A 17,556-nucleotide genomic window follows, 5' to 3' on the forward strand; every position below is an offset into this window, starting at 1 on the left:
GGCATGTTCGCCGGCACCGAAGAGGCGCCGGGCGAGATCGTGCTGTACCAGGGCCGCAGCTACAAGAGCTACCGCGGCATGGGCTCCATCGGCGCCATGCAGCAGGGCAGCGCCGACCGCTACTTCCAGGAAAGCAGCACCGGCAACCCCAACGCCGACAAGCTGGTGCCCGAGGGCATCGAAGGCCGCGTGCCCTACAAAGGCTCCGTGGTCTCGATCATTTTCCAGATGGCCGGCGGCCTGCGCGCGGCCATGGGCTACTGTGGTTGCCCCAGCATCGAGCACATGCGCCACAAGGCGGAGTTCGTCGAGATCACCTCGGCCGGCATCCGCGAGAGCCACGTGCACGACGTGCAGATCACGAAAGAGGCACCCAACTACCGGGCGGACTGACCAGGTCCACCCCGCAGGCCGTCCAGCGCGACGGCCTTTTTCTTTTTCTCGCCGCACCCACCTACACCCCATGCAGCACCAGAAAATCCTCATCCTCGATTTCGGTTCCCAGGTCACCCAGCTCATCGCGCGCCGCGTGCGCGAGGCACACGTGTACTGCGAAGTGCATCCTTGCGACGTGAGCAGCGAATGGGTGCAGGAGTTCGCCGCCGATGGCCAGCTCAAAGGCGTGATCCTTTCCGGCAGCCACGCCAGCGTGTACGAGGTCGACGACAAGGCGCCCGATGTGGTGTACGAACTGGGCATTCCGGTGCTCGGCATCTGCTATGGCATGCAGACCATGGCGCAACAGCTGGGCGGCAAGGTGGAAGGCTCCCACACCCGCGAGTTCGGCTACGCCGAGGTGCGCGCACGCGGCCACACCGCGCTGCTCAAGGACATCGCCGACTTCCACACGCCCGACGGGCACGGCATGCTCAAGGTCTGGATGAGTCATGGTGACAAGGTCACCGAGCTGCCGCCAGGCTTCAAACTCATGGCCAGCACCGAGTCCTGTCCCATCGCGGGCATGGCCGACGAGGCTCGCCACTTCTACGCCGTGCAGTTCCACCCCGAGGTCACCCACACGGTGCAGGGCCGGGCCCTGCTGGAGCGCTTCGTGCTCGACATCTGCGCCACCCGACCCGACTGGGTGATGCGTGACCACATCGAAGAGGCGGTGCAGAAGATCCGCGAGCAGGTGGGCGACGAAGAGGTCATCCTGGGCCTCTCGGGCGGCGTCGATTCGTCCGTGGCCGCCGCGCTGATCCACCGCGCCATCGGCGACCAGCTCACCTGCGTGTTCGTCGACCACGGCCTGCTGCGCCTCAACGAAGGCGACATGGTGATGGACATGTTCGTCGGCAAGCTGCACGCCAAGGTGATCCGCGTGGACGCGGCCGACCAGTTTCTCGGCCATCTCACGGGCGTGAGCGATCCTGAGGCCAAACGCAAGATCATCGGCCGCGAATTCGTCGAGGTCTTCAAGGCGGAAGCCGCCAAACTCATCTCAAGTGGTGCATCAACAAAAGGCGCCAAGTGGTTGGCACAAGGGACAATTTACCCGGATGTGATCGAATCCGGCGGCGCCAAGAGCAAGAAGGCAGTGACCATCAAGAGCCACCACAACGTCGGTGGCCTGCCCGAGCAGCTGGGTCTGAAACTGCTGGAACCATTGCGCGACCTGTTCAAGGACGAGGTGCGCGAACTGGGCGTGGCGCTCGGTCTGCCGCACGACATGGTCTACCGCCACCCGTTCCCGGGCCCGGGCCTGGGCGTGCGCATCCTGGGTGAGGTGAAGAAGGAATACGCCGACCTGCTGCGCCGGGCCGATGCGATCTTCATCGAAGAGCTGCGCTCCACCATCGATCACCCGAGCGGCAAGAGCTGGTACGACCTCACCAGCCAGGCCTTCACCGTGTTCCTGCCGGTGAAGAGCGTCGGCGTGATGGGCGACGGCCGCACCTACGACTACGTGGTGGCCCTGCGCGCGGTGCAGACCAGTGACTTCATGACCGCCGACTGGGCCGAGTTGCCCTACGCGCTGCTCAAGAAGGTCAGCAGCCGCATCATCAACGAGGTGCGTGGCATCAACCGCGTGACCTATGACGTGAGCTCCAAACCGCCGGCGACCATCGAGTGGGAGTGAACTGGCGTCCTTCGGGGACCAGAGCCCAACCCCATGGCCAGTACCGGGTCGCGGTGCGTTTGCCAGAGCGTGCTCAAAAGTGCAGGGTCGCACTGAGATTGAGCGTGCGAGGATCGCCGGCCTTGATGTAGTTGCTGTACTGGTACATCCAGTACTTCTTGTTGAGCAGGTTGTTGATGTTGGCCCGGAAGGTCATGGCCTGGCCCGCAACCTTGGTATCGTAGGAGGCGCCGAGGTTGACCAAGGTATAGCCATCGACATCGATCGTGTTGTCGACACGCAATGGCGTCTTGCTGGTGTATTTGGCACCGAGGCGGACCTGAAGTCCCTGGATCTCCGGAACGCGGTAAGCCAGCTGCACCGTGGCCACGCGACGCGGCGAGCCTGCCACCCGGTGGCCCACGATGGCCGCCTCGCCTGACGCGTACTCTGCATCGAGCAGCATCAGGTTCCCGCCCAGGCTCCACAACTTGCTCAGGTGGGCCGTGGCACCGAGTTCCAACCCCTGGAAGACCGACTGTCCGTCCTGGACCTTGGTCAGGCAGTCGGTGCCGCAACTCCGATCGTATTCCGTGGTCTTCGTCACCCGAAACAGTGCGGCGCTGCCGGACCAGTTGGCGCTGTCTTTCTTGATGCCCAGTTCCCATTGCTTGCTCGTCAGCGGGTTCAGCATCTCGCCGGCGTTGGTATAGATCGGCAGCTTGGCGACCGTGGCACCTTGCTGGAGCGATTCCACATAGCTGGCATAGGCCATGGTCTCGCGCGCCACCTTGTACATGACGGCCACCGTCGGCGTCACGATGCCGTTGTCCCGGTACGGGGCGGTGCTGGCCCCGGTGCCATCCCAGTTCAGTTTTTCGTACTGGATCCAGCGCAGGCCACCGAGCACGGACCAACGGTCCGTCAGCTCGATCCGGTCGCTGGCGAAGACGGATTTGTGTACCAGTTCGGTCAGGCGGTACATCCCCAGGCTGTCAAAAAGGCCGATGCTGTCGTAGCGGGTCGTGTTCTGACTGCCGAGGTTGCCGGTGCCCACGTTGGGGATGTACACCGCGTTGCGTGAGTCGTCGTTGCGCTGTTTTTGCCACGAAAGGCCGGCCACGACGTGGTGGGTCATACCGGCGACCTGCGTGCGGCCCTGCAGCATGGCGTCCCAGTAGCTGTACTGGTAGCGCTCGCCGTAGTCCGCGCGGGCATCGATGTAGTCGCCGGCAACGTTCTGCAGACTGAGGATGGACTCGTTGCGGCGCGTCTTCGAATAGCTCTGGCTGAAGTTGGTTTGCGCCTGCCAGTCGGCATCGATACGGTACTTCAGGCCGGTGGCGACGAAGCCGAATTTGTTGTCCACGTAGTTGCCCGGCCCCACGAGCGTCTTGTCATTCCGGATCGGACTGGGCAGCTGGTTGCCCAGCAGCGACCGCGTCAGGATGCCCGGCTCGGTGTCTTCGGTCAGGCGATCCTGGTAGATGGTCTGGAAGTCCCAACTCAGCTGGTTCGTGAGCTTGGCATCCAGCGCCAGCAGGAACGAGCTGCGCTTGAGCGAGCCGTCGTTGGTGGTGCGGCCTTCTTCGTGCGTGACGTCGAAGCGGTAGCCCAAGCCGCCGTCGGCCCCCAGGCGACCGCCCAGATCGGCGTTGGTTCGGACAATGCTGCTGCCGGTGTACCCCAGGCTGACACTGCGTGTCGGCGCGTCGGTCGGCTTCTTGGTCACGTAGTTGAGCATGCCGCCTGGCGCGCCGAAACCATACATGAATCCGGTTGCACCCTTGAGCAGTTCAACCTGCTCCATGTGTTCGTAGGGCAGGGTCACGGTGTAGCCGAGAAAGGGCTTGCCGTCGATGCGGTAGGAATTCTGCCAATCCAGCTCCATGCCTCGGACCGTCAGGTACGTGCTCCATGCGGTGTAGGCGCCGCTGTTGTCCGAGACGGAGGCATCCTGAATGAACAGGTCGCCCAGCTTTTGCGCGGCCTGCTCCTGAATCTGGTTGTTCGTCACCACTGCGCTGGAGAACGGTGTGTCCTTCTGCGTGACATCGCCCAAAGCCCCCGCCTTCACTTTCAGTGCCAGGTTCTGTGTCACGCCGGATACGGAAGGCGCCGTCACAGTCACCGTGGACAAAGTCGCATCACCCAGCGGATGCGATGTCGGCGCCTGCAGCACCACGACGGCCGATCCCTCGACCGATGCCATCAATCCACTCCCCGCCAGCAACCGATCCAGCGCCTGCCGCACGGTCAATTGCCCTGCCACGGCAGGCGCTTGTTTTGCCGCCACCTGTGCCGCCGGGAAGCTCATCTGCAAGTTCGCCTGCCGAGCCAGCTCGTTCAGCGCCTGCCCCAGCGGCTGCGCCGGGATGTTGATGGCGATGGCCGCTGCGGTAGCGGCCGTGCCGCTCTGGGCATGGGCCAGCGGCGCATGGCCGGCGGCCAGCGCGATGGCCATGGCAGTTGCCAGGGCCAGGGGAGCAGGGGTGAGGCGCTGTTGCAGCGGCATCGATCGCATGGGTGAAAACTCCTCGGTGGGTGGCTGGTTTGCCGGGCCGGTGCACCGCGCACTGGCCTCTCCTACCCATGAAGACGCATCACGCCGGCGCAATCCTCACGTTGCAAATGAGAATTCTTCGCAACTTTTCTTCGCGCCAGCTGGCCTCACTGCGCCACCACTTCCAGGAGCTCACCCCGTCGCTCCAGCCGCACGGGCAGCACCTGGGGCAGGGTCTCGGCAAAGCGCTGCCATTGTTTGAGGCTGTAGCTGCCGCCCACCGGCAGGGCGGCCACGCCGGGGTCGCGCACCACCACGCCGGTGTGGCCGTAGCGCTCGAACTCGGCGATGGCCTGGGCCAGCGGGGTCTGGTCAAAGCTGATGCGGCCGTTGCGCCAGGGAGCGATGCTGGAGGCAGTCACGCTGGTCACGGGTCCGATGTGTCCAGCGTCGTCGGCCACCACCATCTGGCCGGCGGCAAGTTCCACCGTGGCTGCGTGGGTCTGGGTGGCTGTGCTCAGGACGTCGTCACGCCCGTCGGCAAGGTCGGCCTTGGCCACCCGAACCCGGCCTTCTTCCACCGACACGATCGTCTGGCCCGCACCGAGGCCCGACGGTGTGTGCCTCACCGAGAACCGGGTGCCCACCACCGTGATGCGCAGCGCGCCAGCCCGGACGTGGAAGGGCCGTTCGGCGTCGGACTTGACCGTGAACATGGCTTGGCCGTCCGCCAGGCGCACCTCGCGGTGGTCACGGTACAGGCGGGCTTCCAGCCGGGTGGCGGTGTCGAGGTGGAGGGTGCTGCCGCGCTCGGGGCTGTCCGCGCTGGCATCGGGCAGGGTGGCGGTGAGCTGCTGGCCTTTCTGGGTCACGAAGCTTTGTTCGAAGGTGGGCAATTGGCGCCAGCGCTCCCAGCCCATCCATCCGCCGCCCACCATGGCAACGGCGAGGGCCGCCGCTGCGGCCTGCGGGAAGAACTGGCCCCAGCAGTCCAGCAGCCATGGGCGCCGGCGCGGCTCAGCGGAGCGTGGCGGACGAGCCGCTGGCGCCTGCGCCAGGCCGGCCTTGAGCGCGGTCATGTCGTCGTCGGGCAGTTGTTGCACGTCGCCCAAGGTGGCATCCATGTCCTCGAAGGCCTCGGCGTGGCGCGGGTCGGCGTTCCGCCAGGCTTGCAGCTCGGCTTCGCCGTCGGCGCTCAGCCCGTTGCGGCGGCGGGCCACCCAGGTGGCGGCTTCAATGTCCAGTGGATCCTGCGCCTGTGCGAAGGCCTCGAACTCGCGTTCGTCTGCCTCCGCACGTGCGTCGGGCGTGTGCAGCCGGTGTGTTGGGGGCGTGTTCATGGGCATGGCGGAGGCAATGAATTGCTCTTGTTGATGTAGACGCACGGGTGGGGCTTTTCCTCACCTTCGGTTTCCCGGTCGGTGCGCCCGTTCAGCGGGCCAGCGTTTCGTGCTCGGTGCGCCTTGCCGGGCTTCAGGCCTGGGCCTCCGGTGGCCGCCCGAGCGGCTCGCGCAGCCTGCGCTCGCACAGCTTGCAGGCCACCATGCCGCGCACCACGTGCTTTTCCACCATGCTGACAGAAATGCCCATGTGTCGAGCGATCTGGGCGTGGCTGAGCTCGTCGAAGACGTTCAGCACGAAGGCTTCGCGGCAACGGGCGGGCAGCGCCTCGATGGTGGCCACGTAGGCGCCGATCACCTGCTGCGAGGCCAGCGCCTCTTCGGGCTGCAGGTGCTGTGGCGCGCAGGGGTGCTGGTCTTCGGGGATGGCATCCAGGTTGTCGTGCCGGCGCACTTCGTTGCGGCGGTGCTGGTCGATGACGAGGTTGCGGGCGGTGTGATAGAGCAGGGCGCGCATGTCGAGCACGGCCTGGCCGGCGGATTGGGCGGAGAGCACGCGCACGAAGCTCTCCTGGGCCAGGTCGGCCGCGGTGTCGCGGTCGCTGACCTGGCGGGTCAGAAAGTTCAGCAGTTCGCGGTGGTAGCGCTCCAGCACGGCAAAACCCAGGTGTGGTTGACGAAAAAGCCGGGCACCGGGGCTTGAAGACTGGCTGCGGCTTGTCTGCGGCGCGCGAATTGAATGAGAATAATTCTTATTATCTCTGATTCTGGGACTGCCCAAACGTACCAGAATTGCCTGGAGACGCGGACGTGCGTCTGGATGTCTTTTTTTGATCCGGGAGTGGGTAGGGAGCGGCAGCTCACGAGTTGATGTGTTGATCGAAGAGTGCGGCAAACAATATTGATTTACAAATGATTATTAGCGGTTTTTATTGGCCATTTGGAGTGGAGCGGCAGTGCTGTGTGCTGGTGAAAATACTGTTCATTCGTACAGCATTGGCGCAGAATGGGGGACCCGTGTCCATTGCCATGTCCCACCATGCCCCACCGTCACGACATCTACTTTCTCCTCTACCCGACACCGGCCGCCGCTTGTTGCGCCGCGGTGCTCTGGGACGCGACGCGCCTCCGTTGCGCCGTGAAGAGCTTCCCGATGCCACCGGAGCGCCTGCACATCACCTTGCTGCCGCTGGGGCGCTTCGAAGACTGGATTCCCGACAGGGTGCTGGAGCAGGCGCAGGCCGCCGGTGCTGCGGTGGACGACGAGCCTTTTGACGTCGTCTTCAATGCGCTGCGGTCCCGCAGCGGCGCTCCCATTGGCACCGTGGAACTGGCTGGGGGCGGACCCGCGCTGCGAAAGCTGTACCGCCTGCAGCGCGACCTGAGGGAGAGGCTCATCCGCGTCGGTTTTCCCGCAGACCAGCTGCGCACCGGCTTCACCCCGCACATGACGCTGGACTACAAGCACCCGCGCGTGGCACCTCGGTCTTTCGAAACGCCAGTCGCGTGGCGGGTGACGGAGCTGTGCCTGGTGGACAGCCTGCATGGACGAGGCCGGCACGAGGTGTTGGCGCGCTGGCCGTTGCGCGAGCGGCAACAGGTGTTCAGTGGCTGGGAGACCGATTTTTCGATCGACTTTCGCCGTGCATGAATTTCATGTTTTGCATGAGAAGATGAAAAAAATACATTGATTTATAACAACTCATGTCGGCTCACGAAGTGTCGACAGCCGCCAAATACTGGTGAATCTGCGCCACCGCCGCAGCACCTTCGCCAATCGCACCGCCCACCCGTTTGACCGAGCCCGAGCGCACGTCGCCCACGGCAAACACGCCCGGGATGCTGGACTCCAGTGCCGCCGGCTGTCGTCCGTCGGGGGCCGCGCCTGCAGCGGCGCCGGTCAGCACGAAGCCGTGCGCATCCACCGCCGCCGAGCAACCCGACAGCCAGCCGGTTTCGGGGTCTGCACCGACAAAGAGGAACAGGTTGCGCAATGCCTTCTCTTCCTGAACCGCCGTGCGGTGGTCGCGCCAGGACACGGCGGCCAGGCCGTTCGGCGCATCGCCATGCAGGGCGGTGACGGCGGTGTGCGGCTTCAGTTCGATGTTGGGCGTGGCTTCGATGCGGTCGATCAGGTAGCGGGACATGCTGGCCGTCAAACTCGGGCCGCGCACCAGCATGTAAACCTTGGCGGCATGCTGCGAGAGGAAAACGGCGGCCTGGCCGGCCGAGTTGCCGCCCCCCACCAGCACCACCTCGGTCTTCGCGCACATGGTGGCCTCCAGCGCTGAAGCCCAGTACCAGACACCTCGCCCTTCGAACTCCTTCAGACGCGGTACGTCCGGCCGTCGGTACCGCGCCCCGCTGGCGATGACCACCGTGCGCGCCCGCAGGCGGCGGCCATCGGTCAGACGCAGGGCCAGTTCGCGGTCGGGCCCGTTGCGCGTGCAGTCGAGCGACTGCACCTGGGCCGGGATCAGGATCTCGGCGCCGAACTTCTGGGCCTGCACGTAGGCCCGGCCTGCCAATGCCGCACCGGAGATGCCGGTCGGAAAGCCCAGGTAGTTTTCGATGCGCGCGCTGGCGCCGGCCTGGCCACCGTAGGAGCGGCAGTCCACCACCACCACGCGCAGGCCCTCAGACGCGGCATAGACGGCCGTCGACAGTCCTGCCGGGCCGGCGCCCACCACGGCCACGTCGAACAGCTCGTCGTGTGCCACCGTGTCCACCATGCCGATGCAACGCGCCAGGGCCTCGTCAGTCGGGTCGACGAGCACCGTGCCATCCGGGCACACCACCAGAGGCTCGCCGACGGCCGCGCCGGACTGCTCCATCAAGGCGGCGGCGTCGGCATCCGTGCCGACGTCGACCACGTGATAGGGCTCGCCGTTGCGCCGCAGGAAGTTCTGCAAGCGCATCAGGTCGGCCGAGTTCGGTTGGCCGATCAGCACGGGGCCGCTGGCACCCGATGCGATCAGCGCGACGCGCCGCAGGATGAGCGCTCGCACCAGGCCTTCGCCCAGATCGGCCTCGGCAATGATGAGCGCGCGCAGCTGGCTGGGCAGCAGCAACAGCACGTCCACATCGCCCACAGCGACACCATCGACCAGCGAGGGCTTGCCCGACAAGGCACCCACCTCGCCCATGAAATGGCCGCGTCGGTGTTGAACGATCGGTGTGACGCGGCCCATGCCATCGCGCTCGCTCACCGCCACCACGCCCTCGAAGACGACGAACAGACCGGGTGCGGGCTCGCCCGCGGTGGCCAGGTGCGCGCCGGGTGCGTGGGTCTGACGCGTGCCGAAGCGCTGCATCCGCGCCATCTCGGCGTCGGTGAGCAGGGGGAACATCTGGTGGCGGCGAGACAGGAGCTCGCTGGGTGCGTCGTCGGCCATGGCGGTCCCGGTGTGATCAGACGTGTGCGGCGGGCGCTGCGAAGCGCGGCATGATCCTGATTATGAAACCCGAGACAGGACATCGCATGGGTGAGCGCCTCAACCGACAACTCGGTTTGCTGCGCTCGCTGCTGGTCTACCGCAGCATTCCCTGGCGCGGCGCGCAGCTCAGGCGCTTCTACCGCCGCTTCGTTCCTGCCAACGGGCTGACGTTTGACGTCGGCGCGCACGCCGGGAACCGGGTGGCGGCCTTCCGCCAGCTCGGTGCGCGCGTGGTCGCGCTGGAGCCGCAGCCCGATTTTGTCCACCTGCTGCAGCGCCGCTTTGGCCGCGATGCCGGTGTCACACTGCTGCCGCAGGCGCTGGGCCGCGCGCCTGGCGAGGCCCGCTTGATGGCCAGCCCGCGCACACCCACCGTGGCCACGCTCTCGACCGATTTCGTGCAGCGTGCGGGCGCGGCGCCATCGTTCCACGGCGTGCGCTGGCAAGCCGGGCCGCTGGTGGCGGTGACCACGCTGGACGCCTTGATCGCCGCGCACGGCGTGCCCGATTTCGTGAAGATCGATGTGGAAGGTTTCGAACTGGAGGTGCTGATGGGTCTGAGCCAGCCGCTGCCTGCCTTGTCGTTCGAGTTCCTTCCGGCGGTGCGCGACATCGCGCTGGGCTGCATTGACCGGCTGGAAGCGCTGGCCGGGCCGGGGTGCTACCGCTACGCCGTGTCGCTGGGCGAACGCCTGCACCTGCTGCAACCCCTGGGTGAGCCAGCCGATGCGCTGCGCGCCTGGCTGCGCGAGATGCCGGCGGATGGCCCCTCGGGCGATGTGCACGCCTGGTTGACTTGCTGAAGTCAGGCTGCGTCCCAGCAAATGGCAAACAAGGGACGCGAGTTGGGCGGCGCAGTGGGTCGCAAAGGCCTGAACCATCAGGTGCCGACCTTGGCGCAGCCAAACCAGTGATTGTCTCCAGTCAAGTGCGGATGCTCGCATCTGCGGCGAGAGCGCGGCTTTGGCGCACCGTACTTTGACAGCGTTCCTCGCATTGTCGAAACCCACTCCAGGCGTGGCAGCGGCAACCTGCACGACTGGTGCGCGCTTACCTTGATGCGCTTCAACCTTGTGCTCTCTTCCTGATGCCCTGAAAGCGAATGAGTTCGGTGACGCCCAAGTACCTGAATGCGCCCTTCCATTACTTTCCGCGCAACACATCGGCACTTATCAAACCAAACCATTCCCCCAGAAATTAAGTTGCGCCCTCTGCGGCCATCATCAAAGGTGGGCCTATCAGGTTTGATTTATGCAATATACCTCAAATGGAGTATAGGCAAATTGGTCCAGCCAATTTCAAACTTTCGAGCTAAGCAACTCTATGTCATACAAGCTCGACCATCATGCAGCCTACATATTTTCTCGCGGAAAGCGTCAGGACAAAAATTTTTCATTGCGTGTCTCTGATAATTGTTATAATTTTTCCATTGATTCCTGTTGCATCGCAAGCCCAGCCAAATCCACCCATTGGGCTATACAGGTCTGACCCCGGAATTGAAGAAACTTGGACTGCAACCGCTGCCGATGCATCGCAATGCAAAGGATATTCAACTCCTGGATCAACCTTCGTCCCAAATGGATATGCTGAGGTTAGCGGGTCAGGGCGTTTGATTTGCTTTGGAACGCAAACTCTTGTGAAATTCGATGGGACGAACGACGTTCGTCAAAATGTGCCCAGTACGATCTCTCCATTTTGCGGCGACCGTCAGTATATTCAGGTGGCTGGCCAAATTGCGAGACCAATTTCCCATTCGGCTGGAGGGCCTTATTATTCTTCTGCCACTTGTTATTGCCATGTTTATCTCGATGTTTGGAATGGTACTGCGTGCAGCAGAGGTGGGCAGACGATTGCTTTTCTTGAAAATTCAAACTCAAGCATTCTCCCAACTGGCACCAATGGAGTGCATGAGCGAGCATTTCAGGTCAGGGTGACACAGGGCGTCAATCCCGTGGCGGGAGTTTCAGTTAGTTTTTCAATTGACGTCACTCCCAACTCCGGCGGCCATGAGCACCATGATGCTGCTCGCCCCGAAGGCACACTCAGCGGAACCCAAGGAACCACAGATGCCAACGGTGAGGTCAAAGTCACATTCAGGGCACCCGAAGTGGCTGGCATTCACACCATCAAGGCCACGTGCGCCACCTGCTCCAACAGCCCAGCCACCAAGGAAATAGAGGTCAAGGTGCCAGACCTGCTGCCCATTTCCCCCAACCCATCCCAAAACGCGGACGGCACCTTTGTTTACGCGCTGACCAGCGTTGACCAAACGCACCAAGGCAACGGGCGGTATCACCACAACCAGTACTACTTGACGCAGCAATCGCGGCAAAACCTGCGCACCATGATCGAAGCTTTCGCCGCTGAAGGTTGGGGCACGGTAGCCTTGAACGATGCCAGTCTGTATTGGGGCGGCCGCTACGACATTAGTTCAAATTGGAGGGCGCCACATGCGGGGCACCGCGATGGGCGGGAAATCGACATCTCGTTTATTCGAGCGGGTAACCGGATTTCTTCATCCAAACAAATTGATTTTTACGACAAGTTTTGCAACAGCAAAAAGGTAAGCTTTCCTTTTTCCCTTCTTCATCACTATATGAAAAGCCCACACTTTCATGTGTATCTGGAAAAACAAACGTCTTGCTGGAAATCGGAGAAGTAAATCATGCACATCACTCAAACCCTTCGCTTCATCCTGTTGATGTTGTTGCTGAGCATGGGACAAGCCCACGCCCAAGACAGCGCGGTTTATGACGCAAAACAAAACCTGTGGAACCTCTACTACCAAGACCCCGAAACTGAACAGTGGGTCAACAAAACCTACGAGGCACGCACCGCCATTCGACCGATGATCAAATCCAGCGTTATTGGCAATGGCATGTCATTTTCATACCAATACACCTTGCGTAACCAGCGAGGTGCAAAACAAAACATCAGCGTGATTCGCATCTGGGGCATTCCTCTGGTCTACACAATACCGAATTTGCCACCCGTTACTGCCAACGCAAAAACTGATCCTGAAACCGAAGACAAGCAGCAGTGGGCACAGCTCAAAGTCAAAAGAAATTTTGAAAACAGCGTGGTGAAAGCACCCAAAGGCTGGAGCGCCGGACTGCGGGTTGACGAGAAAGAGGGGCAAACCAGCTTCGTTTGGACACCGGGGCTTAAAGACACGGACTCCTATGGGGTAGAGCCAGGCAGCTCTCAAAGCGGATTTGCTGTACAGAGGCCTGAGTTGCCAGGTGTGGCGCGCACGCATCTGCAGGGTCGTATTGCAGAACCCTGGGGACTCGATATGTTGCCAGAAACGCCATTCTGGACTGCCAAAGTCGATGAAATCGAAGAGCTGAATTATCTGCTGGTGCCGGTTCTGGCTCCCATCATTCCGGTTCCCAATCCGTACAACGGAGCAGAGCTTGCACGGTGGCTCAAGGCACACGTCCAAACCTGGTTGAAGTACGGGCACATCAATGCCGATGTACTTAACAGACTGAACCGCCAGTTTGATGTGCTGATTCCGGCATTGGAATTGAACAACAAACAAGCGGCTCGTGCGGCGGTCATTGCGATGCGCAAGGAATGCGTCGACAGCAACGCTGGGCTAAGTGATGACAAGGCGGGCGAAGACGATGATGGACACGATTCGGTAGCGCTGTCACGCACACCTTTGCAACGTGGCGCGGCACCCGCCGTGGCACTGGACCGCGTGGCGGCCAGGGTACTGATGTTTGACCTGCGCTACGTGATGGACCGGATGGATTCGGGGCGCTAAAGATACTGCCTGTGACTCACCTTTACCTGTGGCGCAATAGTGCCAAGGCGCTGGCAAGTTCAGGCCGCGCCACATGCTCGACGCCCAGGGTTTCAAGAGCGCTCGCTACATCGAATGCGTTCAGCAGCACCGAGGTCAGGGCGGGCATGCTGCCCAGCGAAGTGGCAGGTGGGTTGAGACCCGGCACAAAACCACTGCGCAACAATCGCTGCAGCAGCGCCGGGTCGTCACTTACAACATGCACCGGCACGTCCCATGAGGCGCCCGGGCCGCTCACCAGAGCCGGCGGCTGGTGGTCGCCCACGATCACCATCACCAGCGGCCGGGGCGCCACCCGCCGCAGGTAGTCGGCCAGCCAGGCGAACTGGTAGCGCAGGCTCTCCAGGTACTGCGGCAGCGGCTGCGTGACGGACAGCGGTGCGGCCAGAGCGGTCGACATCTCGGCCGGCGTGTAGGCATCGGGCCGGGTCAAGCGGGTCCAGTCCGCCACGAAAGGCGGAATCGGGTGGAACGGCGCGTGGGTGCTGGTGGTGGCGAAGACGGCGAAGCGGGGCGACCGCTGCACGGCGCGGTCCAGTTCCTGCGCCTGCAGCAGCGCCATGGCGGCCTGGTCGGGGATGCGCCAGTAGCCGAAGTCCGGCCCGCGGTAGCCGATGCCCGCATCGTCAGCCAGGCGGTCGAAGCCGTAGAACGCGCCTTCGGGCCAGGGGCTTTTGAGGCCTGGCATCCAGCCCACGGTGCGGTAGCCGTGGCGCGCGAAATGGCGTGCCAGCGTGGGCCGTTGGCTGGTCAGCAGCAGGTCGTGGTGGGCCGGATCGGTGATGTCCACGCCCGTGAGCAGGGTGGCGTGGGACAACCAGGACGCACCACCGAACGTGGGAGCCGTCACGCGTGACGACACCACGAACCGCCCGCCGGCCCGGATGGCCTCGGCCAATTGCGTGCGCGGTGCGGCCAGCGCGGCTGCCTGCGCTGTGTCGTCGAAGGTGATGGCGCCGTAGGACTCGGCGAACACGAGCAGAACGTCGGCGACGCCCTGGTTGCTGACGAGACCGGAGAGGTCTCCATCAAAAGCCGGACTCACGCCGAGCAACTGGGTGGCCTGCCCGGGCAGCCACACGCGTGCCAGCAGTTGAGCCTGGTGCACCAGCGTGGGCGTGAGGGGGAGCGAGAAAAACCAGCGCGTGTCGCGCTGCTCCGGCACGTAGGCGGCAAAGCTCAGCGTGCAGGCCCCCACGCCCGCCAGCAGCCACGGCCGTGGACGCTCCCAGGCCAGGCAGCGCGCAAGCTCCGCGATCGCCCATCGCGCCACGGCGGTGAGCAGCAGTGTCCCGAGCAACAGCGCCGACAACACGACTACCCCTTGCCAGACCGGCCAGGACTGTGCGGTCACGCGCAGCAACTCGCTGGCGTGGCGCCCATCCCAGTAGACGTTGACCGGCCGGCCCATCACGGCGGGAGCCGTCACGCTGGCATAACGCACCAGCACCAATGCCATGAAGCCCACTGCGGAAACGGTGGTTGCCCGGGGTGACAAGCGTCCGCGCCACGCCACCCAGCCCATGAGGGCCACAACGGCAAGACAAAGCTCGAAGGACAGGCGGGGCATGTACGCCACCCCAAAACCGGACCAGCGGTTCTCGAAGGTCAGCAGGGTGTTGAGCAGCCCGAAGGCCAGGGCAAAGCGCAGCAGCCAGCCCCGCGTCGACGGCGGCGCCGCGTCTGCAGACTTCACTGGCGCACGGCCTCGAATTCAATGATCAGCGGCACCTCGTCGCCGACCCAGCCGTTGGACACCGCGTAAGTCATGCCGTAGGCACTGCGCTTGAAGCTGCCGCGCGCCGACACGCCCATGGTGTAGGGCTTGCGCAGCGGGCCGCCCATCGGCGACTCGGCGCTCTTGTTCCAGGTGGCCTGCAGCGTGAGCGGCAACGACTTGCCCAGCAGCTCGAGCTGGCCGCCGATCTCGAAGGTCCGCTCGCCGGTGCGCTTGGCGCTTGAGGCGGTGAACACCATTTTCGGAAACTCGCCGCTGTTGAGGAAGTCCGGTCCCTTCAGGTGGTCGTCGCGCTTGCGCTGGTTGCTGAAAACGCTGGCGGTCTCCACCTCGATGCGCACTTCGGAGAGTGCGGCACTGGCCTCGTCGAAACGGTAGCTGCCGCGCGCCGAGCGGAACATTCCAAGCACCTTGGCGAAACCGATGTGATCGACCAGGAAGGCCACGGTGATGTGGTCGGGGTCCAGTTCGTAGCGCGCCGCCTGGGCCTGGGCGGGAGCGCTCATCAACAACTGGCCGCTGCCCGCCAGAGCGGCCCACAACAGGGCGGTGGAGAGGGTTCTTGCACGCATGGTTCAGGTCTCCGATGGGGTGGGGCGCTGCCGCGCCAGGGTTCGCACGTCGATGGCGAAGGACAGGGTCAACACCGCCAGGCTGATCGCGGCCAGCCCGCCGGCCAGCCAGGGGGGCACGATCGGCGCGAGGCAGACGATCAAGGTGGCGATCTGGACCACGCACACCGTCTGACGTCGCTTGCTGGGCGGCAGGGGGCCACCCAGCCGGCGCCAGGCAAGCGCTGCCGCCATGAAGGCGTACCGCATGAGCCCGGAGGCCAGGATCCAGGGGCCGACCTGACCGGCCTGCACCACCAGCGCGCAGAGCACCAGGGTGAAGGCGGCGTCGGTCTCCATGTCGAAGCGGGCGCCAAAGGCACTGGCCATGCCGCTGCGCCGCGCCAGCGCACCGTCAGCCGCATCGAGCAGCGCCGTGAGCGAGGCCACGATCACCAGGCACCAGGCGGCTGCCGGCATGGAATCCAGTGGCGCGCGGGGAAGGGATTCACCCACCAGCGCCGCCATCAAGGCCACGGAGCCCAGACGCGCGAGCGTCACCCGGTTGGCGGGGCCCAAGCGCGCATGCGGATGGTCCAGCCGACCGCGCCACACCAGCCATGCGCCAGCGCTGTAAACCAGCAGGGCCTTGAGGGCGTGGTCCAGGCCCAGCCCCGCCGCTGCGCCCAGCCCGAGCGCGACCAGCAGCACCAGGGACCCGACCGCCGCCAGATCACGCGCGGCATCGCGCGCCAGACCGCGGCGGTCCGCGATGTCCTGCCGGAGCGGGGGCGTTCCGGGTGGGCTGACTGCGGTTTTCATGTCCTGCAACATAAGATCGTTGTCCGGGTCGGCGGTTCGCGGTGATCATGGCACGCACCACCCCTCAGACACCACATACCCCTCTTCGTTCATGGCATCTTCTTCCACCCCCACGCACACCGCTGCCCAGGCCTGCTGGACCGTGTCGCCCGGCCGGGCCGAGATCCGCGACGAGACGCTGCCGCTCCTGGGGGGCGACGAGGTGCGGGTGCGCACCCTGCACACCGGCGTGAGCCGGGGCACCGAGGGCCTGGTCTTTCGTGGCGAGGTGCCGGCCAGCGAGACGCCGCGCATGCGTGCGCCGTTCCAGGTGGGCGAATTCCCTGGCCCCGTGAAGTACGGCTACGTGAACGTGGGCGTGGTCGAGGCCGGGCCCGCCGGCTTGCTGGGACGCACGGTGTTCTGCCTGTTCCCGCACCAGACCGTGTACCAGGTGCCGGCCCACGCCGTGGTGCCTTTGCCGAGTGGCGTGCCGGCCGCGCGTGCCGTGCTGGCCGCCAACCTGGAGACCGCGATCAACGCGTTGTGGGATGCCGCGCCACGCCTGGGCGACCGCATCGCGGTGGTGGGGGGCGGCACGCTGGGACTGCTGGTGGCGTGGCTGGCGGCTCGGCTGCCCGGGTGCGACGTGCAGGTGATCGACACCGAAGCGAGCCGTGCCGACATTGCTGCGGCGCTGGGTGCCGGGTTTGCCCTGCCGATGGCTGCACGGGCCGATGCCGACCTGGTGGTGCACACCAGCGGGCAAGGAGCGGGCCTGGCCACCGCGCTGCGGCTGGCCGCCTTCGAGGCCACGGTGCTCGAACTCAGCTGGTACGGCAACCGAGCCGTGAGCGTGCCGCTGGGTGAGGCATTCCACTCGCAGCGCCTCACCCTGAAAAGCTCCCAGGTCGGTCATGTGGCCGCGCCACAGCGGGGTCGCTGGAGCCACCGCCGCCGGCTTGAACTCGCGCTTTCGCTGCTCACCGACCCGGTGCTGGACCGCCTCATCACGCACAGCGCGCCATTCCACGAATTGCCGCAAGTGCTTGCGCGCCTGGCCACGGGTGCAAGCGGCACGCTCTGCCATCGAATCGATTACCCCGTCTGAAGAACAGAGAACACCACATGTACGCCGTCAACGTCAGAGACCATTTCATGATCGCCCACAGTTTCCAGGGGGCGGTGTTCGGCCCCGCGCAGCGCATGCATGGCGCCACCTATGTGGTCGACCTCGAACTGCGGCGCGAGGCGCTGGATGCCGACGGCATCGTGGTCGACATCGGCCTGGCCACGCAGGTGCTGCGCGAGGAACT

At 64.5% G+C, this 17,556-nt stretch carries 15 protein-coding genes; 8 read left to right on the top strand and 7 right to left on the bottom strand.

Translation table 11 applies throughout. From position 1 onward, the window contains the following. Positions 1 to 393: IMP dehydrogenase (locus IV113_RS11460; RefSeq protein WP_291084733.1), on the top strand; the 393-nt coding region annotated here is incomplete at its 5' end. A gap of 70 nt (positions 394 to 463) precedes the next feature. Further along, positions 464 to 2,080, top strand: a complete 1,617-nt coding sequence (gene guaA, locus IV113_RS11465; RefSeq protein WP_291084737.1) for a glutamine-hydrolyzing GMP synthase — start codon at positions 464 to 466, stop codon at positions 2,078 to 2,080. A gap of 73 nt (positions 2,081 to 2,153) precedes the next feature. On the opposite strand, the gene IV113_RS11470 is transcribed toward guaA, so the two are convergent. The 3 genes from IV113_RS11470 to IV113_RS11480 form a co-directional block, all read right to left on the bottom strand. Beyond that, complete coding sequence (locus tag IV113_RS11470; protein WP_291084740.1) at positions 2,154 to 4,583, bottom strand: TonB-dependent receptor; 2,430 nt, start codon at positions 4,581 to 4,583, stop codon at positions 2,154 to 2,156. Between the two features lie 146 nt (positions 4,584 to 4,729). Next, positions 4,730 to 5,902, bottom strand: a complete 1,173-nt coding sequence (locus tag IV113_RS11475) for a FecR domain-containing protein (RefSeq protein WP_291084743.1) — start codon at positions 5,900 to 5,902, stop codon at positions 4,730 to 4,732. Between the two features lie 133 nt (positions 5,903 to 6,035). Next, positions 6,036 to 6,557 (bottom strand): sigma-70 family RNA polymerase sigma factor, encoded by a 522-nt coding sequence (locus tag IV113_RS11480; RefSeq protein ID WP_291084745.1) that lies wholly within the window; start codon positions 6,555 to 6,557, stop codon positions 6,036 to 6,038. A 384-nt stretch (positions 6,558 to 6,941) separates the two neighbouring features. On the opposite strand from IV113_RS11480, the gene IV113_RS11485 reads away from it, so the two are divergent. Beyond that, positions 6,942 to 7,553, top strand: coding sequence for a 2'-5' RNA ligase family protein (locus tag IV113_RS11485; RefSeq protein ID WP_291084748.1), 612 nt, complete (start codon positions 6,942 to 6,944; stop codon positions 7,551 to 7,553). 61 nt (positions 7,554 to 7,614) lie between these two features. Here IV113_RS11485 and IV113_RS11490 read toward each other — a convergent pair whose 3' ends face one another. Further along, positions 7,615 to 9,297 carry an FAD-dependent oxidoreductase gene (locus tag IV113_RS11490; RefSeq protein WP_291084751.1) on the bottom strand — a complete coding sequence of 561 codons (1,683 nt, stop codon included), beginning with the start codon at positions 9,295 to 9,297 and terminating at the stop codon, positions 7,615 to 7,617. Between the two features lie 86 nt (positions 9,298 to 9,383). Here IV113_RS11490 and IV113_RS11495 point away from each other — a divergent pair, with 86 nt between their 5' ends. From IV113_RS11495 to IV113_RS11505, 3 genes are all read left to right on the top strand, one after another. Further along, complete coding sequence (locus IV113_RS11495; RefSeq protein WP_291084754.1) at positions 9,384 to 10,142, top strand: FkbM family methyltransferase; 759 nt, start codon at positions 9,384 to 9,386, stop codon at positions 10,140 to 10,142. Between the two features lie 542 nt (positions 10,143 to 10,684). Next, entirely contained in the window at positions 10,685 to 12,001 is a 1,317-nt protein-coding gene (locus tag IV113_RS11500; protein WP_291084757.1) for an Ig-like domain-containing protein, read from the top strand. Positions 12,002 to 12,004: 3 nt separating this feature from the next. Further along, positions 12,005 to 13,111: a hypothetical protein gene (locus IV113_RS11505; protein WP_291084760.1), complete on the top strand. Its 1,107-nt coding sequence runs from the start codon at positions 12,005 to 12,007 to the stop codon at positions 13,109 to 13,111. Positions 13,112 to 13,133: 22 nt separating this feature from the next. Here IV113_RS11505 and IV113_RS11510 read toward each other — a convergent pair whose 3' ends face one another. From IV113_RS11510 to IV113_RS11520, 3 genes are read right to left on the bottom strand one after another with little or no spacing between them, the layout of a single operon-like run. After that, positions 13,134 to 14,846, bottom strand: coding sequence for a sulfatase-like hydrolase/transferase (locus IV113_RS11510; RefSeq protein WP_291084763.1), 1,713 nt, complete (start codon positions 14,844 to 14,846; stop codon positions 13,134 to 13,136). Continuing rightward, positions 14,843 to 15,460: a YceI family protein gene (locus tag IV113_RS11515; protein ID WP_291084766.1), complete on the bottom strand. Its 618-nt coding sequence runs from the start codon at positions 15,458 to 15,460 to the stop codon at positions 14,843 to 14,845. The genes IV113_RS11510 and IV113_RS11515 overlap by 4 nt, the downstream gene beginning before the upstream one ends. A gap of 3 nt (positions 15,461 to 15,463) precedes the next feature. Further along, a complete protein-coding gene (locus tag IV113_RS11520) occupies positions 15,464 to 16,261 on the bottom strand; it encodes a CDP-alcohol phosphatidyltransferase family protein (protein WP_291084768.1) in 798 nt (265 codons plus the stop codon). A 91-nt stretch (positions 16,262 to 16,352) separates the two neighbouring features. On the opposite strand from IV113_RS11520, the gene IV113_RS11525 reads away from it, so the two are divergent. Then, entirely contained in the window at positions 16,353 to 17,351 is a 999-nt protein-coding gene (locus tag IV113_RS11525) for a zinc-binding alcohol dehydrogenase (protein WP_291084772.1), read from the top strand. 17 nt (positions 17,352 to 17,368) lie between these two features. Continuing rightward, positions 17,369 to 17,556, top strand: a 188-nt coding sequence (locus IV113_RS11530; protein ID WP_291084775.1) for a 6-carboxytetrahydropterin synthase, incomplete at its 3' end; no start/stop codon positions are given.

Source organism: Hydrogenophaga sp. (assembly GCF_018780385.1).
In the GTDB taxonomy this organism is placed as follows: Bacteria; Pseudomonadota; Gammaproteobacteria; order Burkholderiales; family Burkholderiaceae_C; genus Hydrogenophaga.